The organism is Ruminococcus sp. B05 (genome assembly GCF_003628495.1).
Lineage (GTDB): Bacteria > Bacillota > Clostridia > Lachnospirales > Lachnospiraceae > Schaedlerella > Schaedlerella hominis.
The window spans coordinates 1-22,866 of sequence record NZ_RBZR01000016.1; the positions used below are offsets into that span (position 1 = coordinate 1).

Annotated in this window: 18 protein-coding genes and 1 riboswitch; of the genes, 17 read left to right on the forward strand and 1 reads right to left on the reverse strand. The window is 40.0% G+C overall.

Annotated features, from left to right (window positions below):
• Positions 1 to 323: 323 nt before the first annotated feature.
• The 12 genes from D8Q48_RS11630 to D8Q48_RS11685 all read left to right on the forward strand — a co-directional run bounded on the left by D8Q48_RS11630 (position 324) and on the right by D8Q48_RS11685 (position 14,958).
• A complete protein-coding gene (locus D8Q48_RS11630; RefSeq protein ID WP_118688743.1) occupies positions 324 to 1,442 on the forward strand; it encodes a 5-methyltetrahydropteroyltriglutamate--homocysteine S-methyltransferase in 1,119 nt (372 codons plus the stop codon).
• Positions 1,443 to 1,649: 207 nt separating this feature from the next.
• A riboswitch (FMN riboswitch) is annotated at positions 1,650 to 1,764 on the forward strand.
• A 269-nt stretch (positions 1,765 to 2,033) separates the two neighbouring features.
• A complete protein-coding gene (ribD, locus tag D8Q48_RS11635; RefSeq protein ID WP_121056567.1) occupies positions 2,034 to 3,161 on the forward strand; it encodes a bifunctional diaminohydroxyphosphoribosylaminopyrimidine deaminase/5-amino-6-(5-phosphoribosylamino)uracil reductase RibD in 1,128 nt (375 codons plus the stop codon).
• Positions 3,143 to 3,796, forward strand: a complete 654-nt coding sequence (ribE, locus tag D8Q48_RS11640) for a riboflavin synthase (protein ID WP_121056569.1) — start codon at positions 3,143 to 3,145, stop codon at positions 3,794 to 3,796. The genes ribD and ribE (D8Q48_RS11640) overlap by 19 nt, the downstream gene beginning before the upstream one ends.
• Positions 3,797 to 3,814: 18 nt before the next feature.
• Positions 3,815 to 5,032, forward strand: coding sequence for a bifunctional 3,4-dihydroxy-2-butanone-4-phosphate synthase/GTP cyclohydrolase II (locus D8Q48_RS11645; protein WP_118725145.1), 1,218 nt, complete (start codon positions 3,815 to 3,817; stop codon positions 5,030 to 5,032).
• Between the two features lie 29 nt (positions 5,033 to 5,061).
• Complete coding sequence (gene ribE, locus D8Q48_RS11650; RefSeq protein WP_006427673.1) at positions 5,062 to 5,535, forward strand: 6,7-dimethyl-8-ribityllumazine synthase; 474 nt, start codon at positions 5,062 to 5,064, stop codon at positions 5,533 to 5,535.
• A gap of 196 nt (positions 5,536 to 5,731) precedes the next feature.
• On the forward strand, positions 5,732 to 7,456 hold the full coding sequence (locus D8Q48_RS11655) for an ABC transporter ATP-binding protein (protein WP_121056571.1): 1,725 nt from the start codon (positions 5,732 to 5,734) through the stop codon (positions 7,454 to 7,456).
• Between the two features lie 195 nt (positions 7,457 to 7,651).
• Positions 7,652 to 9,490 (forward strand): family 43 glycosylhydrolase, encoded by a 1,839-nt coding sequence (locus tag D8Q48_RS11660; protein WP_121056573.1) that lies wholly within the window; start codon positions 7,652 to 7,654, stop codon positions 9,488 to 9,490.
• A gap of 19 nt (positions 9,491 to 9,509) precedes the next feature.
• A complete protein-coding gene (locus tag D8Q48_RS11665; RefSeq protein ID WP_121056574.1) occupies positions 9,510 to 12,044 on the forward strand; it encodes an alpha-L-rhamnosidase in 2,535 nt (844 codons plus the stop codon).
• On the forward strand, positions 12,041 to 12,238 hold the full coding sequence (locus tag D8Q48_RS11670; protein ID WP_130647837.1) for a hypothetical protein: 198 nt from the start codon (positions 12,041 to 12,043) through the stop codon (positions 12,236 to 12,238). Before D8Q48_RS11665 ends, D8Q48_RS11670 begins: the two co-directional genes overlap by 4 nt.
• A gap of 109 nt (positions 12,239 to 12,347) precedes the next feature.
• Positions 12,348 to 13,025 (forward strand): response regulator transcription factor, encoded by a 678-nt coding sequence (locus D8Q48_RS11675; RefSeq protein WP_117991572.1) that lies wholly within the window; start codon positions 12,348 to 12,350, stop codon positions 13,023 to 13,025.
• Complete coding sequence (locus tag D8Q48_RS11680) at positions 13,015 to 14,040, forward strand: HAMP domain-containing sensor histidine kinase (protein ID WP_121056579.1); 1,026 nt, start codon at positions 13,015 to 13,017, stop codon at positions 14,038 to 14,040. Before D8Q48_RS11675 ends, D8Q48_RS11680 begins: the two co-directional genes overlap by 11 nt.
• A gap of 114 nt (positions 14,041 to 14,154) precedes the next feature.
• Complete coding sequence (locus D8Q48_RS11685) at positions 14,155 to 14,958, forward strand: SDR family NAD(P)-dependent oxidoreductase (protein WP_121056581.1); 804 nt, start codon at positions 14,155 to 14,157, stop codon at positions 14,956 to 14,958.
• Between the two features lie 62 nt (positions 14,959 to 15,020).
• Here D8Q48_RS11685 and D8Q48_RS11690 read toward each other — a convergent pair whose 3' ends face one another.
• Positions 15,021 to 15,881 carry a sugar phosphate isomerase/epimerase gene (locus tag D8Q48_RS11690; RefSeq protein ID WP_117991525.1) on the reverse strand — a complete coding sequence of 287 codons (861 nt, stop codon included), beginning with the start codon at positions 15,879 to 15,881 and terminating at the stop codon, positions 15,021 to 15,023.
• Positions 15,882 to 16,128: 247 nt separating this feature from the next.
• Here D8Q48_RS11690 and D8Q48_RS11695 point away from each other — a divergent pair, with 247 nt between their 5' ends.
• The 5 genes from D8Q48_RS11695 to D8Q48_RS11715 all read left to right on the forward strand — a co-directional run bounded on the left by D8Q48_RS11695 (position 16,129) and on the right by D8Q48_RS11715 (position 22,846).
• Positions 16,129 to 17,433 (forward strand): family 1 glycosylhydrolase, encoded by a 1,305-nt coding sequence (locus D8Q48_RS11695; RefSeq protein ID WP_121056583.1) that lies wholly within the window; start codon positions 16,129 to 16,131, stop codon positions 17,431 to 17,433.
• A 17-nt stretch (positions 17,434 to 17,450) separates the two neighbouring features.
• Positions 17,451 to 17,690, forward strand: coding sequence for a hypothetical protein (locus D8Q48_RS11700; protein ID WP_117991520.1), 240 nt, complete (start codon positions 17,451 to 17,453; stop codon positions 17,688 to 17,690).
• A gap of 19 nt (positions 17,691 to 17,709) precedes the next feature.
• Positions 17,710 to 18,915, forward strand: a complete 1,206-nt coding sequence (locus D8Q48_RS11705) for an AraC family transcriptional regulator (protein WP_117991517.1) — start codon at positions 17,710 to 17,712, stop codon at positions 18,913 to 18,915.
• 242 nt (positions 18,916 to 19,157) lie between these two features.
• A complete protein-coding gene (locus tag D8Q48_RS11710; protein WP_117991513.1) occupies positions 19,158 to 20,633 on the forward strand; it encodes an MFS transporter in 1,476 nt (491 codons plus the stop codon).
• A gap of 5 nt (positions 20,634 to 20,638) precedes the next feature.
• Positions 20,639 to 22,846 carry a glycoside hydrolase family 2 TIM barrel-domain containing protein gene (locus tag D8Q48_RS11715; RefSeq protein ID WP_117991510.1) on the forward strand — a complete coding sequence of 736 codons (2,208 nt, stop codon included), beginning with the start codon at positions 20,639 to 20,641 and terminating at the stop codon, positions 22,844 to 22,846.
• The last annotated feature ends 20 nt before the right edge of the window (positions 22,847 to 22,866 follow it).

A 22,866-nucleotide genomic window follows, 5' to 3' on the forward strand; every position in this document is an offset into this window, starting at 1 on the left:
TGAAAGGTTTCCATATAAGTATTCTTCACATACTTTTATAATTATTTCTTTTGAATATTTAGACATAAAAAACCCCCTTAAGTAGATTTTGGTTATTTACCTTGTCTACTTAAGGGGAATCATACCAGAGTTTAGTGGCTTTTTTGATTCAAAAAAGCCACTAAACTCCGTCCCCAAATGGTCCCCCTAACCGGCTCTCCGTCCCTAAATGGCCCTGCCATAGCTTTAAACTATGGACAAATGCAATTTTTAAGTATTTTTCAAGTTATGGTGAAGATGTTAGAATGTCTTCAGATTCAAAACAAAAAACGGAGGACATGATTATGGGTAAAATAACAACACCATATAGATACGATTTTGTGGGAAGCTTTTTAAGACCGCAGAGATTGAAGGAGGCAAAGATTTCATTTCAAAATAATGAAATTACACAGGAAGCATACGATGAAATTGTGAATGAAGAGATTACAAAAGTTGTAGCAAAACAGAAAGAACTTGGATTTCATGTAATCACCGATGGAGAATTTAGAAGAACTTTCTGGCATCTTGATTTTATGTGGGGACTGGAAGGTGTTGCACATGAAAACACAGGAAATGGAGTACAGTTTGATGCAGAGTTAGCAGTACTTGACGACACCTATCTTGTAGGAAAAATCAAGGCAAAAGCACATCCATTTGTAGAATATTTCAAATTTTTAAAACAGTTTGAAGATGAAAATACAGTTGCAAAATATACCATTCCGGCACCGGCACAGACATTCCAGCAGATGGTTGTTCCAATGAATCTGGAAAATACAAGAAAATATTATGCAACAAATGAGGAGTTGATTAAGGATATCGGAAAAGCATATCAGGAGGTCATTAAACAATTTTATGATGCAGGATGCCGAAATCTTCAATTGGATGATTGTACATGGGGTGCAGTAGTCGGTGATGCAGCAGCAATTCGTTATAAATCGTTGGGAGAAAATCTTGAGGATGTAAAGCAACAGTTACTTGAAGTAAATAATTTGGCATTGGAAGGAAAACCAGAAGATATGGTGATCACTTCACATATTTGCAGAGGCAATTATCATTCCACATTTTTTACAAGCGGACCATATGATACAGTAGCTGATTACGTATTTGCAAAAGAAAATGTAGATGCACTGTTTCTTGAATATGACGACGAAAGATCAGGAGGATTCGCACCACTTGCAAAAGTATCAGAAGATAAGACCGTAGTATTAGGACTTATTACAACAAAATCCCCGGTACTTGAAGATAAAAAAACGGTGATTAAGAGAATAAATGAAGCTGCCAGATATGTTCCATTAGACAGATTGTGTTTAAGTCCACAGTGTGGATTTGCTTCTTGTGAGATTGGAAATAAACTGACAGAAGAAGAACAATGGGAAAAACTCAGACTTGTAAAAGAAATAGCAGAAGAAGTCTGGGGAGAATAGACCATTTGGGGACGGAGATCTGGAACATGACATTGGAGATTTGGTTCTGACCGATATTGCAAAGAGCATATCACATACTCAAAAGAGCGGACAAACTCATGTATCAAAGCAAGCGATGAAAGAGTGTCTGTACTCCGCGTTCTATTGGAATGAGTAAAATAAAAATTGCACTTTACAAATTACAGAAAAAGTATTAAAATGAACAAAAGATATCTTCAGGGCAGGGTGAAATTCCCTACCGGCGGTAGAGCCCGCGAGCCGAAAGGTATGATCCGGTGAGATTCCGGGGCCGACAGTACAGTCTGGATGGAAGAAGATGATAGTACAGTTGATTTTTTGAATGAATGTAGTATCAGAGCTCTGAGATGGTGATCCATTTCAGAGCTTTTTATATTGGAAATCAGACATTCATTTATCAATCAAATGCAACAGATCAATTCCACCCTGCAGATATTTCTGCAGGCTTTTTTTGTATCTAGTACATCTTTTTCGCAATAAAGATAGCATTTACTTGTCTGTGAATCCGATTGCACAGGTCTAAAAGCTTCTGCGTACCAGGCAAAGAACAGGAATAGGAAAGAAGGAATAAAAATGACAGATCAGGAATATATGCTTAGGGCGATTCATCTGGCAAAAAAAGGAGAAGGCTGGACGAATCCCAATCCGATGGTAGGGGCAGTGATCGTAAAAGACGGAAGAATCATCGGAGAAGGCTATCATAAAAAGTATGGAGAACTTCACGCGGAACGTAATGCAATTGCTTCCCTTACAGAATCAGCAGAAGGTGCAGTGATTTATGTCACGCTGGAGCCTTGCTGTCATCATGGAAAAACACCTCCATGTACGGAAGCGATTATTGAACAGAAGATCAGAAAGGTGGTAATCGGTTCCCGAGATCCGAATCCGAAAGTGGCAGGAAAAGGTGTGCAGATGTTAAGGAAAGCAGGTGTAACAGTAGTTGAAGATTTTATGAGAGAAGAATGTAATCAGCTGAATCCAGTGTTTTTCCATTATATTACTACGAAAACACCTTATGTGGTGATGAAGTATGCCATGACAATGGATGGGAAGATTGCAACGAAGACAGGAGCATCAAAATGGATTACCTCAGAAGCAGCAAGAAAAGAAGTACAGCATATGCGGCATCAGTACATGGGGATCATGGCAGGTATTGGAACTGTGCTTGCAGATGATCCGATGTTAAACGTCCGGGTAGAAGACTGGAAAAGTCCTATAAGGATTGTGTGCGACAGTAAGCTCAGGATCCGTCCGGACAGTCAGATCGTAAAAAGTGCAAAAAAGTACCGGACGATCGTGGCTTATGCAACTCAGAAAAATACAGAAGAAAAAATAAAAATATTACATACCATGGGAGTTGAGACCATTTACTGTCCGGATGAAAAGGAGCAGGTAGACCTTAAGAAACTGATGACAGATCTTGGGAACAGAGGTATTGACAGCATCCTACTGGAGGGAGGCGGGACGTTAAATGACAGTGCCCTGCGAGCCGGAATTGTAAAGGAAGTACAGGCTTTTGTGGCACCAAAGCTGTTTGGCGGTGTGGCCGGGAAGACACCGGTAGAAGGTATCGGAGTTGAATTCCCGTCTGAAGCAGTGGAACTGAAATATACAGATATCCGCCAGATTGGTGAGGATATCCGGATAAGATGTCAGGTGTGTGAGAAAAAACAGGAGGAATCATGTTTACAGGAATCGTAGAAGAGAAAGGAAAAGTCCGTTATATACAGCTGACAGGAGAATCAGGAATCCTGGCAGTGAAAGCTCGGAAAGTTCTGGAAGGAACAAGGATCGGTGACAGTATTGCTGTAAATGGTGTGTGTCTGACAGTTACGTCGATCCAGCCAGACGGCTTTACTGCAGATGTGATGGCAGAGACGATCAGAAGAAGCAGTCTTGGCAGCTGTAAAGCCGGAAGCAAGGTAAACCTGGAACGTGCAATGGCTGCAGATGGCAGGTTCGGGGGACACATAGTAAGTGGTCATATTGATGGGACTGGCGTGATACGTTCCATGATCCGGGAAGAAAATGCCATCTGGGTATCAATTGAGACATCGCCGCAGATTTTGCATCTGATCGTGGAAAAAGGCTCCGTCTGTATTGATGGGATTAGCCTGACAGTTGCAAGGGTTGATGAAGCTGGTTTTCAGGTGTCGGTCATTCCACATACAGGAGAAGAAACAACACTTTTGGAAAAGGTGCCGGGGGATCTGGTTAATCTGGAAAATGATATGATTGGAAAATATGTAGAAAAATTGCTTGTCATCAGAAAAAATAACGAAGAGAAAAAAGAATCCAGAATTACGATGAAGTTTCTTGAAGAATTCGGGTTTTAGAACAGGAGGATATACACTATGTCACAAAATTATCAGTACAACACAATTGAAGAGGCACTTAGGGATCTTAAGGAAGGGAAAATAGTTCTGGTCACAGATGATCCGAACAGAGAAAATGAGGGAGATCTGATATGTGCGGCAGAGTTTGCAACCCAGGAAAATATTAATTTCATGGCGACTTATGCAAAAGGTCTTATCTGTACACCTATGAGTGCAGAAATTGCGGCGAGATTGAACTTTCCGCCGATGGTTGCTGAGAACACGGACAATCACGGCACAGCATTTACCGTAGCAGTAGATCACGCAGATACAACTACAGGTATCTCTGCGGCAGAGCGCTCCTATACTATTATGAAGTGTGTGGATGATAAGTCAAAACCGGAGGATTTCAGAAGACCGGGACATGTATTTCCGCTTATTTCCAGAAAAGGCGGGGTTCTGGTACGAAATGGTCATACGGAGGCAACAACAGATCTTATGAGACTTGCCGGACTGAAAGAATGTGGCGTGTGCTGCGAAGTTATGAAAGAAGATGGAACTATGATGCGTACATCACAGCTATGGGAAATGGCAAAAGAGCATAACCTTACATTTATTACGATCCGTGATCTGCAGGATTATATAAGAATACATGAAAAGCATGTAAAGGAGGAAGCAGCTGCAAACCTCCCAACGCAGTACGGTGATTTTAAAATGTATGGTTATATCAATGACATTACAGGAGAGCATCATGTGGCACTGGTAAAAGGTGATCTGGGAGATGGTGAGGATGTGCTTTGCCGGGTACATTCGGAGTGCCTGACAGGAGATGCATTCGGATCGCTTAGATGTGACTGTGGTCTGCAGCTGCAGACCGCGATGCGCCAGGTAGAGGCGGAAGGCAGGGGAATCATTCTGTATATGAGACAGGAAGGCAGAGGAATCGGACTAATCAATAAGATCAAAGCTTATGCACTTCAGGAACAAGGATACGATACTGTGGAGGCTAATGTGAAGTTAGGGTTTGCACCGGATCTCAGAGAGTACTGGGTTGGGGCACAGATACTGTCAGACCTTGGTGTAAAATCATTAAGATTACTGACAAATAACCCGGATAAAGTTTATGGACTTGGTGAATTTGGGCTGAAGATCAATGAGAGAGTACCGCTGGAGATTCCGGTACAAAAGTATGACAGGAAGTATATGAAAACGAAGCAGGAAAAGATGGGGCATATTTTTAAAGAAATAAATTTATAAAAAACAACAAATATCAGGAGGAAGAAAAAATGAGACAGATTAATTTAGTAGAAGGAAAAGTAGTAGCACCGGAGGGAATGAAGGTTGGTATCGTGGCAGCGAGATTCAATGAAATTATTGTGAATAAATTATTGGGAGGGGCAGTCGACGGATTGGTAAGACATGGAGTAGAAGAAGAGAATATTACTGCAGCATGGGTGCCGGGAGCATTTGAGATCCCGCTTACAGCACAGAAAATGGCACAGTCAGGAAAATATGATGCAGTTATCTGTGTGGGAGCTGTCATCCGTGGAGATACTTCACATTATGATCTGGTGTGCAATGAATCTGCCAAGGGAATCGCACAGGTTGAACTTGCAACAGGGATTCCGGTCTTATTTGGAGTAATCACGACTGAGAATATCGAACAGGCTATTGCGCGTGCAGGAAGCAAAGCAGGAAATAAAGGCTATGACTGTGCATTATCTGCGATCGAAATGGTCAATCTGATGAAGCAGCTTTAAAAGACAGGAAAATAAATGATGACAAAAACAATCATGTTCGATTATGATGGAACAATCCATCATGATTTGGCATCGTAGACCATTTGGGGACGGAGTTTAGCGGCTTTTTTTTACAAAAAAGCCGCTAAACTCCGTCCCCAAATGGTCCCATTGTGATATAATATAACGGATTAATTTGAAAGAAATGGAGATTGATATGCATACGTTAAAAAAATTTATTCAATATTATGGACCGTACAAAGGTGTATTTTTTCTGGATTTGATCTGTGCTGCTGTAATCAGTCTGGTTGACCTGGCATTTCCGCAGATTTTGCGGATACTAACGAAGACTTTATTTACGGAGAGTTCTGCCGCAATCCTGCAAGCTTTATTGCCGATGGCAGTGATTTTGTTTGTAATGTATTTGATTCAGACAGGATGTAAATATTATGTCAGCTACCAAGGGCATATGATGGGGGCACGTATGGAGAGTGACATGCGTCAGCAGTTGTTTGATCATTATGAGAAATTATCATTTTCTTATTACAATAAGAATAATTCTGGACAGACGATGAGTAAACTGGTGTCAGATCTTTTTGATATTTCAGAGTTTGCACATCATGGACCGGAAAATTTATTTATTTCATTAATAAAGATCATCGGCTCTTTTGTATTTTTGTTCCTGATCAACTGGAAACTGGCAATTCCTCTTTTGATACTGGTAGTATTTATGGTGATTTTTTCTTATGGACAGAACCGCAAGATGCAGGCAACATTTATGGACAACAGACGTAAGATTGGGGATTTGAACTCAAGCCTGCAGGATACATTAGCGGGAATCCGTGTAGTGCAGTCTTTTGCAAATGAAGATATTGAGCGGGAGAAGTTTAAAAAGAGTAATCAGGGATTTTTGATTTCAAAAGATGCCAATTATCGTTGTATGGGCAGTTTTATGAGTGGAAATCTATTCTTCCAGGGAATGATGTATCTGATGACGCTTGTATTTGGTGGATGGCTGATCGCACATGGACAGATGGAAGCCGCTGACCTTGCGATGTATGCTTTATATATCGGAATCTTTATCAGTCCGATCCAGATTCTGGTGGAGTTAACAGAGATGATGCAGAAAGGATTGTCTGGATTTAGAAGATTCTTAGATGTAGTTGAGACAGAACCAGAGATTGTAGATGCTAAGGATGCAAAGCCGCTGGAGAATGTAAAAGGACATGTACGTTATGAAGACGTTTCCTTTCATTATAGTGATGACGATACACTGGTACTTGCGGATGTGTCTATTGATATTCCGGCAGGAAAATCAATTGCGCTTGTGGGACCGTCGGGAAGTGGAAAGACAACAATCTGTTCACTGCTTCCAAGATTCTATGATGTGACCGGCGGACGTATTACGATTGATGGAAAAGATGTAAGAGAACTGACTTTAAAGAGTCTGCGTAGCCAGATAGGGCTGGTACAGCAGGATGTCTACTTATTCTGCGGAAGTATTCGTGATAACATTGCATATGGAAAGCCGGGTGCGTCGATGGAAGAAATCATAGCTGCAGCAAAGAGGGCGAATATCCATGATTTTATTATGGAATTGCCGGATGGTTATGAAACTTTTGTAGGAGAACGTGGAACAAGATTATCAGGAGGGCAGAAACAGAGAATTTCGATTGCAAGAGTATTTTTAAAGAACCCTTCCATTTTAATTTTAGATGAGGCTACCAGTGCGCTGGATAATGAGAGTGAGAGATTTATTCAGAAGAGTCTGGATGAGCTGGCAAAAGATAGAACCACGATTACGATCGCACATAGATTATCAACTGTCCGTAATGCAGATGAGATATTGGTAGTGGCTGATACAGGAATCGCAGAGCGTGGAACACACGAAGAACTGCTGGCAAAAGGCGGAATTTACGCACATTATTATGAAATGTCGTAAAATTGTGCTGAAAGAGGAAAAAGAGTGACGTAGAAAAAAATGTTCAAAAATGATTATTACTGATACAACAAAATATTTAACAAAAAAATAAACATCTTAGCGAAAAACGGAACGCAGTAAGAAATAAGATAAAGTAGAATTACAATTACAGTAAGATTACTTATCGGAAATTTTATTCTTCAGGAGGAAATATATATGAAATATTATTGTAATCCAATTAACGTTCCGTATCGCTATCAATTCAATATGGATCCACGCTCCCATGGGAAATTACAAATTGACAGGGAAGCGGCGGATCCTTCTATGATTTTATTTCAGGGAAAATATTATATCTTCGCGTCAATGAATCTTAGCGTATGGGTATCAGAGGATATGGTGAACTGGGAGTCTTACAGATTACCGGATAATCTGCCTCTTTATGATTATGCACCGGATGCAAGGGTATGTGGAGATTATGTCTATTTCTGTGCATCCAAAAAAGGAGAAAACTGTAATTATTACAGAACAAAAGATATTATAAACGGACCATATGAGGAAATTCCAGGAACGTTTGATTTCTGGGATCCGAATTTATTCTTTGATGAAGACGGAAGAGTATATTTTTATTGGGGATGTTCTAATATTACATCGGTCTGGGGTGTCGAGCTGGATCCGGTTACGATGGTTCCAAAGACAGAACGGATTGACCTTTTATCTGGTAATGCCTATGAAAGAGGTTATGAACGGATGGGCGTGGATCATTGTGAATTTCCGAAAAGCGAGGAAGAAGTGGAGATGATGTTCCAAGAATTTGTGAAGCAGAACGGAATTAGCGTAGATCAGATACCAAAACAGATGATTCCACAGATTCGGGGAATGTTTACAAGAAGAGCATTTATTGAAGGAGCGTGGATGGATAAGCAGAATGGAAAATATTACCTTCAGTATGCATGTCCGGGGGCTGAGTATAATGTCTATGCAGATGGTGTCTATATGTCAGATTCACCGCTTGGCCCATTTGAACTTGCAAAGAATAATCCGTTTTCCTATCATCCGGGTGGATTTATGCCGGGAGCAGGACATGGTTCAACTATGTGGGATAAAGAAGGAAATCTCTGGCACACTTCAACGATGAGAATCAGTGTAAACCACCAGTTTGAGCGGCGTGTAGGTATCTGGCCGGCCGGCTTTGATGCAGATGGGGAATTGTTCTGCAATCAGAATTATGGAGACTGGCCAAGAGCTGTAGCAGAGGGATGCAATGATCCGTGGAAAGAGCCGGACTGGTATCTCCTTAGTTATGCGAAACCTGTGAAATGTTCTTCCAACGAAGAGGGAAAGGGCGCAGAGCAAACAGTAGATGAGGATTCTCAGACCTGGTGGAGGGCAAAGACAGCAGAAAGCGGACAGTGGCTTGAGGTGGATCTGGAGCAGGTAATGGACGTAAGAGCCGTCCAGATTAATTTTGCAGATGATGATCTTCCGATTACTTCACCGGGAAAAATACAGGGCTCTGTTACACAGCCGAGATATATTGAAGAGCGAGAGTTGTGTACAAGATGGAAGTTTGAAGGCTCAACAGATGGAATTGAATATTTTACAATTGAGGATAAATCAGAGGCAGTGACAGATCTTCCACATGATTTTATTGTTAGGGAAAATGGAATCCAGGTACGTTTCCTGCGTCTTACAATCCTTGAGATTCCATATGATGTGGCACCATGCATCTCCGGGGTACGTGTATTTGGTCTGGGGGATGGAGAAAAAGCAGAGGTACCGGAGTTCACAGCGAAAAGAAGTGAAGACCGGCTGGATCTTCTTCTTACGATTGAAGGAAAGAAGGATGCCATTGGTTATAATATTCTCTGGGGACATGAAGAGAATAAACTGTATCACAGTTATCAGATTTACCGTGATACAGAAGATGTACAGGCAAAAAAGAATCATGTGATAAAGAAAAGAATCGGGGCACTTGTGAAAGCACAAGAGTATTTTGTGCGAGTAGATTCTTACAATGAAAATGGAATTACAAAAGGACAGGTTGTCAGACTGTAAAGGAGCATTAGAAGCATAGATGAAAGCAGTAAATTTAAGAACAGAACATTTAGTAGATCCAATCGGAATTGATATCCGGACGCCATATCTTTCCTGGAACTGTGAAGAGGGAAAAAAGCAGACAGCTTATGAGATTGAGGCAGTATCTGATGGAAAAGTGGTTTGGAACAGTGGGAAAAAAGAGTCAGATGAGATGCATACTACATTCGGGAAAGAAGCAGAAAGCAGACAGAACATTTCCTGGAAAGTACGTCTTTGGGACGAAAACGGAAAAGAAGGAGAATGGAGTAAGGAAGGAGTCTTTGAGCTGGGAATTCTTGAAAAAAATCAGTTTGTGGCAAAATGGATCAATCCGGAACTGGTCTGTGATCCGAAAGTGCACAAGCCGGCAAGCTGTCTGAAAACTTCATTTTTCCTTGAAAAAGCAGGTAGAGCAAGACTTTACATTACTTGTCATGGGTTATATGAAGCTTCAATCAATGGAAAAAGAGTAGGAAATTTTGTGCTGGCACCGGGTACCTATACTTATGATAAAAAGTTGGCATATCAGACTTACGATGTATCTGGACTGGTACACGAAGGAGAAAACGAAGTGCAGGTGATTCTGGGAGATGGCTGGTACCGTAGTTGTTCAGGTGTTGATGGAGACAGAAATCTGTATGGAGAAGATATTGCACTTTATTTCCAGCTCGAAGTTGACGGAAAGCCAGTATGTATCTCGGATGAGAGCTGGAAGGCTTCTCAGTCTGGACCAATCCGGGAAAATGATATGCAGCAGGGAGAAGTAATCGACGCCACGATGGAAGAGCCAGATGATTATCATGAAGTGAAAGTGGAAGACTTTGGCGTGGAAAATTTTGTATGTTCAAACTGCGTACCAATCGTAGAGTGTGAGCATTTTGAAGGAAAGATTATAAAAACACCAAATGGTGAAATCGTGATTGATTATGGACAGAATCTTGCGGGTTATATTGAATTTACAGTAAATGCCCATGCAGGTGATAAAATTGTCCTGACACACGGAGAAACTTTAGATGAAAATGGAAATTTCACGACAGAAAATTTTCAGGATAGAAAACGTCATAAAGAAGGTGGAACAAAACAGCAGGTTGTTTATACTTGTAAAGAAGGAGAAAATCATTACAAATCCAAATTTACAATATGGGGATTCCGTTATGCACTGGTTGAAACAGAGATTAATTTGTCCGATGCCAAATTCACTTCCATTGCGGTATATTCAAAGATGGAACAGCTTGGAACATTTACCTGTTCCAATGAAGATGTCAATCAGTTAGTTAAGAACAGTATCTGGAGTCAGAAGTCTAATTTCTGTGATGCACCGACAGACTGTCCAACAAGAGAGCGCGCAGCCTGGACAGGAGACATGGGTGTATTTGCGGATACAGGAATTTATCTTGAAGACTGTTATCCGGTAATCCGTAAATGGCTGGATGAATGTAGAATTAACCAGTATGAGGATGGAAAGGTAGCGAATATTGCACCGAAGAATAATAATCCAAGTTTCTTTTCAAAATTGTTGGCTGGTTCTGTCGGATGGGGAGATGCATGTATTATTGTTCCGTATGTCCTTTATAAGAGATATCAGGATAAGAGAATTCTTGAAGAAAACTATGAGATGATGCAAAAGTGGTATCACTTTCTTGAAGAACGTGCAAAGCAGAAGCCGAAGAATCCAATGAAGCTGTTAAAGAGAAATCCATACCGCAGATACACGATCGAGACAGGAATTGATTATGGTGAGTGGTGCGAGCCGGATGTGGAAAGTACGAATGCAATGCGTACTCCACAGGGAAAAGTGGCAACTGCGTATTTCGCAAAATCTGGAGAAATGCTTTCAGAGATTGCATCTATTCTTGGAAAAGAGGAAGATGCTTCCGCATATAGAAAAACAGCGCAAATGGCAAAGAAAGCATTCCGGCATATTGCTCTGAAAGATGGAAAAATCAGTTCTGACAGACAAGCAGAATATGTACGTGCAATCTCTTTTAACCTTCTGACAGAAGAAGAGAAAAAGCAGGCAGCAGAGGAACTGAATGCACTGGTAGTAAAAAATGATTATCATTTGAATACCGGATTCTTATCAACACCATCCCTTTGTCCGGTATTGGCGCAGTATGGATATATAGAAACAGCGTACAGACTGCTTTTGCAGGACACGAAGCCTGGCTGGTTATATGCAGTGAAAAAGGGGGCTACGACAATCTGGGAAACCTGGGACGGAATCAATGAAAAAGGAGAAGTGAAGGAATCATTGAACCATTATTCTTACGGTGCTGTGACTGGCTGGCTTTTCTCCGGAGTTTGTGGGATTTCTCTAAATGAAGGAAAAATCAGTATAACACCACAGCCGAATCCACAACTGGGATATGCAAAAGCAAGTTATCAATCACCAGTGGGAAGAATTGTCAGTGGATGGAAATATGAGAATGATAAACCAATATATGAAATTGAGATTCCGTCCAATACAGAGGCAGAAGTTACACTGCCGGATGGAAGAAAAAGAATCTTGACAGCAGGAAGCTATAAACTGTGATGAACAGAAATTCCAGTTCTGCAGGCTGCATCAAGTCAGGAAATGACCTGATTATGCCAGGTTCACAGAATGATGTAGATGATATTGTGAAATCTGTCAATGCAAAAGAAGGAAAAGTGGAATATCCGCTGACGTTGAATGAACTTCAGCGGTGTACACGCAGGATTTTAGATACCATCGTGTCGGCTTTCTGACAAAAAAACATTTGAAAGAAAGAGCAAAACAGGTCGTGTAACAAGAAATATAGCCTGGTATCAGAAATATCTGATATCAGGCTACATTTTTAATAAGGGGTTAGGAATTATGATTACCGTGTTAGTGATTGAAGATGATTACAGTACAAGGTTGGTTACAAAATTACATTTGAAAAATGAATACAATGTAGTGGAGGCATCCAATGGAGTAGAAGCACTGGAGAAGCTGGAACATCAGAAAGCAGATCTGGTCATTGCAGATGTGATGATGCCGAAGATGGACGGATATGAATTTGTAAAACAATTTCGGCTGATGAATAAAACAACTCCGATTCTCATGCTGACAGCAAAAAAAGAATGGGAAGATAAGAAGAATGGATTCGCAATCGGTATTGATGATTATATGACAAAACCTGTGCATTACGAAGAACTTCAGTGGAGAGTACGTGCACTTCTGAGAAGATCACAGATTCATCTGGAAAAGAAAATTACAATTGGCGATTTGATAATAAGCGAAGATGACAATACAGTAAGCTGTGGGGAAGAACGTATCACACTTCCCAAAAAAGAATTTGATTTGTTATTTAAACTTCTGTCCTATCCGAAGAAAGTATTTACTACAACACAATTGCTGGATGACATTTGGGGATATGAAACAGATTCTGATGAAACAACTGTAAGAACGCATATCAACCGTCTGCGGAAGCGGTTTGCTTCTTATCAGGAATTTGAAATTGTTACAGTACGTGGACTTGGGTATCGAGGAGAAATAAGATATGGTAAGTGAAGGAAGAAGGCGGATCGGTACAATTCGCTGGGCTGTCGGACTGGGGATTATCGTCAATGTTTTTGCAGTTGCATCCTATCTGGTCACGGTAGCTATACGTTATTATTATTTTGATATAAAAAGTGACAATTTTTTAGTATGGAGCGTTGCAATCTATCAGACCATGGGAAATCTGTGTGGCGTTGTTCTTGCTGTTGTTTCTGCTATGTTGTATCGGAGAATGGAAAAACTGATCAATGGACTGGATGAGGTCGCAAAAGGAAATCTGGATGTAGAATTATCATTAAAGTATTCAGGTGAGTATAAAGCAATTTACGAAAACTTTAATCGCATGGTAAAAGAACTGAAAAATGCAGATGAGCAGCAGAAGCAGTTTATGAAAGATTTTTCCCATGAATTTAAGACACCGATTAACTCTGTAAAAGGAATGGCAGAATATTTGGCAGTAAATGAGCTCCCAAAAAAAGAGGAAAAAGAATATCTGAATATTATGGCAAAAGAAGCAGGGCGTTTATCCCAATTATCCCAGAATACCCTGTTACTTTCCAAACTTGAAAATATGGAGCTAATTCAGAAGAAAGAAAAATATCGGCTGGATTCCCAGATAAGGAATTGTGCAATTCTGCAGTTGCCGGCTTTTGAAACAAAATACATCAGTCTGGAAGTGAATCTTCCAGAGATATGGTATTTCGGAAACGAAGAGTTACTGGATGAAGTCTGGACGAATCTGCTAGACAATGCCAGAAAGTATTCATCGGAACATACAACGATATTTATTAATGGAAGAAAGACAGAAGAAGGCATCTGGATTGAAGTAAAAGATGAGGGACAGGGAATGGATGATGATATAGTGAGTCATATTTTTGAACGTTATTATCAGGGGGATGACTCGCATGAAACATCGGGCTTTGGACTTGGATTGTCCATTGTAAAAAGAATTGTCGAATTGTCAGGCGGTTCTATACGTGTGGAGAGCAGAGCAGGAAAAGGAACATCATTTTTTGTATATTTATAAGCAAAAGTTTATGTTGAGTTTATATACATCTCTTATTCTATTATCAGAAAACAGGTGATGGATTACAGAAACAAAAAGCAGTAATCCACAGAATAAAGGAAGGAAAGAAGAAAGATGGATTTTTCAAGTGTAAATGGAAAAGTAGCAATTGTTACAGGAGCGGGCAGCGGAATTGGGGAGGCAGTTGCAAAGATTTTCGGAGAAAATAGAATGAAAGTAGTCTGTGCAGATATAAATATAGAACAGGGACAGGCAGTAGCAGATAAAATCTGTGCGAATGGTGGAGATGCAATATTTGTACAGACGGACTGCAGTGAGAACAGTCAGGTTAGAAATTTGATTGATAGAACAGTAGAGCATTATGGAAAGCTGGATGGAATTGTGAATAATGCAGGAATCGGGCAAGGAGGCCGTCCATTGCATGAATATGAGATGGAAGAGTATGACAAAATCTTTGAACTCAATAGTAAAGGTGTATTCGCCGGAATGAAATATGCGGCAGAAGCAATCTTTAAATCCCACAGTCAGGGTGGATTTCTAATCAATGTGGCATCCATTGCAGGTCTTATCCCACAGCGAGGACAGGCTCTTTATACAGCAACAAAGCATGGAGTTGTTGGCATGACGAAAGCAGCAGCACTCGACTATGCCCCATATGGAATTACTGTAAATGCAATCTGTCCTGGATATACGAAGACGTCTATCTTTGGAAATGCTCCGGAGCAGGCAATGGCATTTTTTGCAAAGGACTGTCCGGCAGGACGGATTGGAAACCCAGAAGAATGTGGATATCTGGCACTTTTCCTTGCAAGTGATTTGTCACGTTATATCACAGGAGCAGCCATTCCTGTAGACGGAGCATTATCGGCAGGTCACATGAATGTATCAACATGGAAACATCCTAAGATTCGTGAGTAATAAAAGAAAAGAAGCAGGTGCGTTCAACGTAAAAAACGTTTGAAGCACCAGCTTTTTTTATATTAGGAAAGTCCTTGTATTTCACGGTTCATAAATTCAGAACTGACTTCCAAAGATCTTAAAGGAGATTTATCAATCCAGTTTTTATGACTCTCAAGAATAATGGCATCCACATTTACACGCAACGCCTGTGTTACAAGCTCTTTCAAATTCATATTACCATAGCCAAGTTCCATACTGTCAGATTTTAAAATTGGTGTCATGGATGCTCCTTCCAGTCTCGTTCCACGATCATTAATATGGTATAATTTCATGCGGCTGCCTAATTTTTTCATAAGTGAAATGGCAGATATGCCGGCTTCTGTAGGCCAGTAGGAATCAAACTCGAATCCGACCAGATCGGGATCTGTATTTTCGAACAGAAGGTCATAGGCTGTTTTCTCAGACTCCACTTTACGAAATTCACAGTTATGATTGTGATAAAGCAGGTGGATTCCAGATTGTTTAAGCGTTTTACCGGCTTCATTTAAATCACGCGCAAGTTTTAATACAGTGTTTTTGTCTGAATAATCAAAGCGGTACATTCCTGTGATAACAACTTTGTCAGTACCGAAATTTTTTGCTTCGGTAATCACAGTGTCAGATTCACGCTGAATAGTTCCAAGATCTTCATGGACACTGACAACCTGAAGCCCTGCTTGTTTTACAAGGGAAGCCCAGTCGTAATTGCCACCTTTTCCGACAGGCATTCCGGCCATCTTTGTCATTATACGAACCAGAAATGAAGTGGGCCGGATCATAAATCCGTTCAACTCAATCCCATCATAGCCGGCTTTTTTTATTCGGTTTAATGTTTCTAGTGTTTCTTTTTCGTTTTTTGTCACGCTTCCAAGCATAATCTGTTGTACTGCTCTTATTGCCATCTTAATCCTTCTTTCCTATTTTTATTAAGAATACAACAAATTTTATGATTTTGTGTTCTTAATTTCGTGTAAATGTATTATAATTCGTTATACAGACTGTATTTAACGAAAAAACGAACATCATCCTTAATTATTTAACACAAGAAGTAGAAGAAAGATTTATTATGAATATGAAAATTATACAGAATATACATTGTTGTCATTCATGCGACATGTGAAATAATAAAGAATTAAGGAGGATATTTAAATGACACATTTTCCAAAAGAATTTTTACTCGGGGCATCGACAGCAGCACACCAGGTAGAGGGAAACAACACAAATAGTGACTGCTGGGCAATGGAACATATGGAACATACAAGTTATGTAGAGCCTTCTCTGGATGCAGTGGATCATTACAATCGTTACGAAGAAGATATTAAATTAATGGCAGAGGCGGGATTGAATGCTTATCGTTTCTCACTGGAATGGGCGAGGATTGAGCCGGAAGAAGGTGTTTTCAGCAAAGAGGCAGTTGAACATTACCGCAGCGTAATCAGATGTTGTAGAAAATATGGGGTAGAGCCGGTTGTTACATTGCATCATTTTTCAAGCCCGATATGGCTGATTAGTAAAGGTGGCTGGGAAGCAGAAACTACAATTGATGATTTTGCACGTTATACACGCTATGTGATTGAAAAACTGGGAGATGAGATTAATTATATTTGCACAATCAACGAAGCAAATATGGGACTGCAGATTACAGCAATTGCCGAACGCTATAAACGCCAGATGATGTCACAGATGGCAAAAGCGCAGGAAACTGCCGGCAAAGATGATGCAGATGGTACAGTTCAGGTTGGTATTAATTTACAGAAAATGATGGAGGAGCAGAAGGAAGCAGCAGAAGAAAATAAAAAAGTATTTGGCGTAGAAAAAGTTGCCAATTTTACTTCAGTGCGTTCTGTGGAGAGTGATATTCTTGTCATGAAAGCACATCAGGCTGCAAAAGAAGTAATTAGAGAACTGGCACCGCAGATTCAGGTGGGGCTTACTTTAAGTCTTCATGATATGCAGGCTGTCCAGGCAGGAGGAGAGCCTTTTGCTGAAGAAGAATGGGAAAATGAATTCACACATTATCTTCCATATATTCAGAATGATGATTTTCTTGGAGTACAGAATTATACCCGTTCTTTATTTGGACCGGAAGGTGGAATGCCTTCTCCGGAAGGAGCTGAACTTACCCAGATGAACTATGAAGTTTATCCGGAAGCACTTGAACATGTAATCCGCAAGGTTGCAGAGAATTTTAAAGGAACGCTGCTTGTGACAGAGAATGGAATTGCGACAGATGATGACAGCAGACGAGTTGCGTTTATCGAAAAAGCACTTGAGGGTGTTCAAAACTGTATTCAGGATGGCATTCCGGTAAAAGGGTACTTCCATTGGAGTTTGCTGGATAATTTTGAGTGGCAGAAAGGATATTCTATGACATTTGGTCTTATTGCAGTGGACCGTTCTACACAGACAAGAATACCGAAAAAGAGTCTTACATATCTTGGATCTTTCAGGTAGATAAGGGAGGGCATTTTATGGAATATGTGTTTCCATTTAAAAATACAATTAATCTGAAAACATTTCTGGAAGATGTGACAAAGTGTGAACAGGAGGTGCTTTTTGAGTCGACAGAAGGAGATAAACTTGCATTGAAATCTTCTCTGAGCCGGTTTATCTTATATTCTGTCTGCAACCAGCCAGAATTATTGGAAGGTGCAGTTATACGCTGTAATTGCGATAATGACAGAAAACTTCTTGCACCATATTTTGAATAATACAAAGGAGGAAAGTAGTATGGAGACAAAGGATAAGATTTCTTTTTTTCTGGAATTGATTAATTGCAATTATGAACTGCATCATTGGAGCTTTGATCTGGATTTTAATCTGTTGGAAACAGATTGGGAGAATGCTTTGTTTTCCTGCGATTTCTTTGAGTTTGTGAATTTTAAAGACTTGCTCTTCCAACATTTGTCTGAAAAAAAATATGTTCCAGTTGTGCTGGAAACAGATGCCAGTCTTATGTGGATTGCCGGGTTTCAACTGGAAAATGGAAATCCGGTCAGAATCCACATAGTCGGTCCGGTTTTTTGTGGACAGAATGATCATCTGCTTCTCCAGAAAAAACTGGATTCTTATGAATTGTCTGTAAAACTGCGTATTGCAATACTGTCAATTTTTGAAAAAATTCCGACAGTCCCTTCTAATATTGTGATACAGTATGCAGTAATGCTTCATTATTGTCTGAATCAACAGAGGATTGCAATGAATGAGGTCGTTTTTTTGTCAAACAATCCATCCGGACAAGAGAAAGTTGCTGTAAAAAGTACTTCTCATGCCGGAATATGGGCGAATGAACAGCTTTTCTGCCAGATGCTGGCAGATGGAAATCTGAAGTACAAAGAAGTGCTTCAAAAATCATATACCTTAAGCCATGGTGTAAAGGCGAATATTGGAGATGCACTCCGCAGCCACAAGAATAATTGTCTTGTTTTACTAACTTTATGTTCCAGATCATGTATTTATGGAGGGTTGTCTCCAGATATTGCGTATGATCTGAATGACTATTATGCCAAGAAAATTGAGTGCTGCAAATCAATGGCAGATACGAACAGATTATGTTCAGAGATGTTGGATGATTATGTTAGTCGTGTACAGGAAATGAAGAATAATCCGTCTGTTTCTAATTTGATGAGAAATGCATGTGAATATATAAAGAATCATCTGACAGAAGAAATTTCGATTGCAGATCTCGCAAATAATACAGGATATACAGAATATTATTTTTCACATAAGTTTAAAAAAGAAATTGGCAATAGTGTGAAGGAATATGTTCAGAAGAATAAGATTGAGAGGGCAAAAAGCCTTCTGTCCAGTACAGAAAAGACGATTCAGGGAATCAGTGATGAACTTGCATTTAGTACGAGAAGCTATTTCTATACCTGTTTCCAGAAAATGACAGGAATGTCTCCAACAGAATATCGGAAAATATACCGCAAATGAAACAGCACATCATTAGGATGTGTCTGTTTCATTTGCTTTTTCTATATTAGGAAAGTACCTTCAATGTTCAATTTTTTGGTAAAATGTTTTGAAATTCATACTATTATGAAATATGCATGAATTACAGAACATCTTTGTGAATTTGTGAACAGCATAATATACAAAATTATTCTATAGTAACATCATGAAGAAAACACATCAAAGAACGAATAGATGTATGGAGGACAAGGGAGAGAAAAATTATGGCGAAAACAAAAAAACGAACACAGAGTGAGATCGATGGCGTTCAGTATAGACGCGCAAAATTATGGCAGATTCTTTTGTATGCCTGCAATGGTCTGGTAGGAATGGGAATCTACCAGTTAATCGGTATGGCAAGCTATGCAGCAAGCGTTGGATTCGGAATTGCTACAGTAGCAGTCGGAGTAATACTGACAAGTACACGTATCCTGGATGCGATTACAGATCCGATGCTGGCATTTGTATATGACAGAGTAAATACGAAATACGGAAAAATCCGTATTCTGTTAATCAGTGGTTTTATTATTGAGGCAATTGCACTTCTGGCAATGTATGACTGGACAGCAGGAAAAGGATTTGGAGTTGCAGTATTTGTCATTCTGTATGTATTTTATGTTATTGGTTACACATTGGCAAATATGACAGCACAGACAATCCCGCCGCTTCTTACAAACGATCCGAAGCAGCGCCCGACAGTAGGTGTATGGACAACAATTGTGAACTATATGACACCGATGATTTTAAGTATTGTATTAAATGCAGTTCTACTTCCAAAATTCGGTGGAACATATAATCTTGAATTTCTGGCAGCAGCATGTAAGCTTTGTCTTGTAATTGCAGGAATCGGAGTAATTCTTGTATGCATCGCAGTTTCAGAATATGACAAACCAGAAAATTTTGTTGGTCTTCAGGAAAAGAAAGAACCACTGAAAGTAAAAGATATGATTGAAGTATTGAAGGATAATCGTCCACTTCAGTGCTATATTGTATCCGCAGCTTCTGATAAGCTGGCACAGCAGACAGCAACACAGGCAGTTATCACAACAATGCTCTACGGTATTATAATTGGCAATATGGGACTTTCTTCTATTCTTACAGTAATAGGAATGGTTCCATCTATCATCTTTGCAGCAGTAGGCGCAAAGTATGCCGGAAAGGTTGGAAGCCAGAGAACAATCGTTACATGGACAAAAATCAGCGTTGGTGTATCTGTTGTGATGTTTCTGTTCTTTGTAGCAATCGACCCAAGTAAGATTGCACAGATGGGCGCCATGACGATTGTTTATGTTTTACTTACATTCTGTAAAAATGGCGCAATGATGTGTGTTTCAACAGCAAATACATCGTTTATGTCAGATATCATCGACTATGAGCTTGACCGCAGCGGTCGTTATATTCCAGCAGTTGTCACAGGTGTTTATAGTTTCCTGGACAAAATTATTTCTTCTGTCAGCGCATTGATTGCAGCGGGGGCAGTTGCTGTGATTGGTTATACGGAGACAATGCCACAGCCGGGAGAAACCTGTACACCGCAGATTTTATGGCTGACAATGTTCATCACATTTGGACTTCCAATCTTAGGATGGATTTGTACACTAATCGCTATGAAGTTCTGTAAGCTCGGCAAAGAAGAAATGATTGCTGTACAGAAGCGTATTGAAAATAAAAAGAATGCGGCAAAGACAGAAGGGAATTAGAAAATATGAGAAATATCGTATCATTTAATGATAATTGGAAATTTATAAAAAATGCGGCTGACGAAGTGGAAGCAGCAAAGGGAGAAGGGGAGAGCATTGCTCTCCCACATACCTGGAATGCGGTTGACGGACAGGATGGCGGAAATGATTATCATCGTGGAACCTGCTGGTATGTTAAAAAATTTGCAAAACCGGAAAAGAATGAAACAGATAAAGCCTATCTCGAATTTTGTGGAGCTGCAATGACAGCAGAAATTTATCTGAATGGAGAAAAAATATCCCGTCATGAAGGCGGATATTCTACGTTTCGTGTAGAAATCACAGAAAGACTGGAAGAAGAGAATACACTGGTTGTTTCTGTTGATAACTCGAACAATACGACAGTATATCCTCAGACAGCAGACTTTACATTTTATGGTGGACTCTACCGTGATGTAAATTTAATCATTGTTCCGGAAACACATTTTGAGCTTGCTTACTGCGGTTCACAGGGGATCAAAGTAACACCGGTTGTTAATTTGGAAGAAAAGAAAGCTGTTGTGACAGTTGAGGCCTGGGTATGTGGTGACGCAGATATGGTTACCTTTGAAGTAAATCAGGAGAAAATAAATGCTTCGTTAGAAGATGGACGTGCAAAGGCAGAATTTGTGATTGAAAATGTACATCTCTGGGATGGAGTGGATGATCCATATCTCTATACCGCAAAAGCATTTATGGAAAATGGAGACATCGTTAGCACTCGTTTTGGATGTCGCAAATATTATATAGATCCACAGAAAGGTTTCTTTTTAAATGGACATCCTTATCTGCTTCGTGGTGTTTCCAGACATCAGGATTTCAAAGGGGTTGGAAATGCACTTACGATTGAACATCACAAAAAGGATATGGAAATCATAAAAGAAATCGGAGCCACAACACTTCGTTTGGCGCATTACCAGCACGCACAAGAATTTTATGATCTGTGCGATGAAAATGGACTGATTGTATGGGCAGAGATACCGTATATTACAATGCACATGAAAAATGGACGTGCAAATACACTTTCCCAGATGGAAGAACTGGTGGTACAGAATTACAATCATCCATCCATTATCTGTTGGGGACTTTCCAATGAAATCACAGCTGCCAGTGCGGTAGATGATGACCTTTTGGAAAACCACAGATTATTGAATAATCTGTGTCACAGACTGGACAGCACGCGTCTTACTACAATGGCAAATGTATTTATGCTCGAGACGGATTCCCCGATTCTGGAGATTCCGGATATCAATAGTTATAACTTGTATTTCGGATGGTATCTTGGAGAATTGGAGCAGAACGATGAATTCTTTGATGAATATCACGAAAAATATCCGGACAGAGTGATTGGATTTTCTGAATATGGTGCAGATGCGAATCCACAGTATCAGGCAGCGGTACCGGAGAAAGGCGATTATACAGAAAGCTATCAGGCAGTATACCATGAACACATCCTTCAGATGATTGAAAAACGTCCGTGGTTATGGGCAACACATGTATGGAATCTATTTGATTTTGCAGCAGATGGAAGAGATGAAGGCGGCAAACATGGAGAAAACCAGAAAGGTCTTGTGACAATTGACCGCAAGACAAAAAAAGATGCATTTTATCTGTATAAAGCAGCATGGAATAAGAAAGAACCATTCGTACATTTATGTGGAAAACGCTATGTAGACCGTACAGAAGATGTAACGGAAGTGAAAGTATATTCCAACCAGTCCAAAATAACATTGGTTGTAGATGGAAAAGAATTTGAGACACAGACAGGAAAAACAATTTTCAAATTCAATGTGCCAATCTCAGGTGAGCATAAGATTACTGCAATTGCAGATTCTTGTACAGACAGCATTACAGTGAAAAAAGTGGAAGAAGAAAACCAAGATTACATTTTTATAAAACGTAGTCCGGTTACGAACTGGTTTGATGCAGATGAGTTAGATCCGGAATGTTTTTCAATCAATGATAAATTAGCAGAGATTAAAGCAAATCCAAAAGCAGGTGCAATCATTGATGAAATGATGGCAAAAGGAGCTTCTGACCGCGGAGATGTGGCAGATGCAGTAAAAGACAATCCGGGACTGCAGAGAATGATGGGACGCATGACACTCATAAGTCTGCTCAAGCAATCGGGTGCAGACGATGAAAGCATTAAACAGGTGAACCGCATTTTGCAGGGAATTAAGAAAGAAAACTAACAGATGCGACCGCGAGAAAT

Excerpts from the sequence above, each read along its gene's own strand:
- D8Q48_RS11645 (WP_118725145.1), top strand. The coding sequence starts at position 3,815 with ATGTCACAAAATTATCAGTACAACACAATTGAAGAGGCACTTAGGGAT.
- D8Q48_RS11705 (WP_117991517.1), top strand. The coding sequence starts at position 17,710 with ATGGAGACAAAGGATAAGATTTCTTTTTTTCTGGAATTGATTAATTGC.
- D8Q48_RS11665 (WP_121056574.1), top strand. The coding sequence starts at position 9,510 with ATGAAAGCAGTAAATTTAAGAACAGAACATTTAGTAGATCCAATCGGA.
- ribD (WP_121056567.1), top strand. The coding sequence starts at position 2,034 with ATGACAGATCAGGAATATATGCTTAGGGCGATTCATCTGGCAAAAAAA.
- D8Q48_RS11660 (WP_121056573.1), top strand. The coding sequence starts at position 7,652 with ATGAAATATTATTGTAATCCAATTAACGTTCCGTATCGCTATCAATTC.
- ribE (WP_121056569.1), top strand. The coding sequence starts at position 3,143 with ATGTTTACAGGAATCGTAGAAGAGAAAGGAAAAGTCCGTTATATACAG.
- D8Q48_RS11675 (WP_117991572.1), top strand. The coding sequence starts at position 12,348 with ATGATTACCGTGTTAGTGATTGAAGATGATTACAGTACAAGGTTGGTT.
- ribE (WP_006427673.1), top strand. The coding sequence starts at position 5,062 with ATGAGACAGATTAATTTAGTAGAAGGAAAAGTAGTAGCACCGGAGGGA.
- D8Q48_RS11655 (WP_121056571.1), top strand. The coding sequence starts at position 5,732 with ATGCATACGTTAAAAAAATTTATTCAATATTATGGACCGTACAAAGGT.
- D8Q48_RS11710 (WP_117991513.1), top strand. The coding sequence starts at position 19,158 with ATGGCGAAAACAAAAAAACGAACACAGAGTGAGATCGATGGCGTTCAG.
- D8Q48_RS11680 (WP_121056579.1), top strand. The coding sequence starts at position 13,015 with ATGGTAAGTGAAGGAAGAAGGCGGATCGGTACAATTCGCTGGGCTGTC.
- D8Q48_RS11690 (WP_117991525.1), bottom strand. The coding sequence starts at position 15,881 with ATGGCAATAAGAGCAGTACAACAGATTATGCTTGGAAGCGTGACAAAA.
- D8Q48_RS11715 (WP_117991510.1), top strand. The coding sequence starts at position 20,639 with ATGAGAAATATCGTATCATTTAATGATAATTGGAAATTTATAAAAAAT.
- D8Q48_RS11695 (WP_121056583.1), top strand. The coding sequence starts at position 16,129 with ATGACACATTTTCCAAAAGAATTTTTACTCGGGGCATCGACAGCAGCA.
- D8Q48_RS11700 (WP_117991520.1), top strand. The coding sequence starts at position 17,451 with ATGGAATATGTGTTTCCATTTAAAAATACAATTAATCTGAAAACATTT.
- D8Q48_RS11685 (WP_121056581.1), top strand. The coding sequence starts at position 14,155 with ATGGATTTTTCAAGTGTAAATGGAAAAGTAGCAATTGTTACAGGAGCG.
- D8Q48_RS11630 (WP_118688743.1), top strand. The coding sequence starts at position 324 with ATGGGTAAAATAACAACACCATATAGATACGATTTTGTGGGAAGCTTT.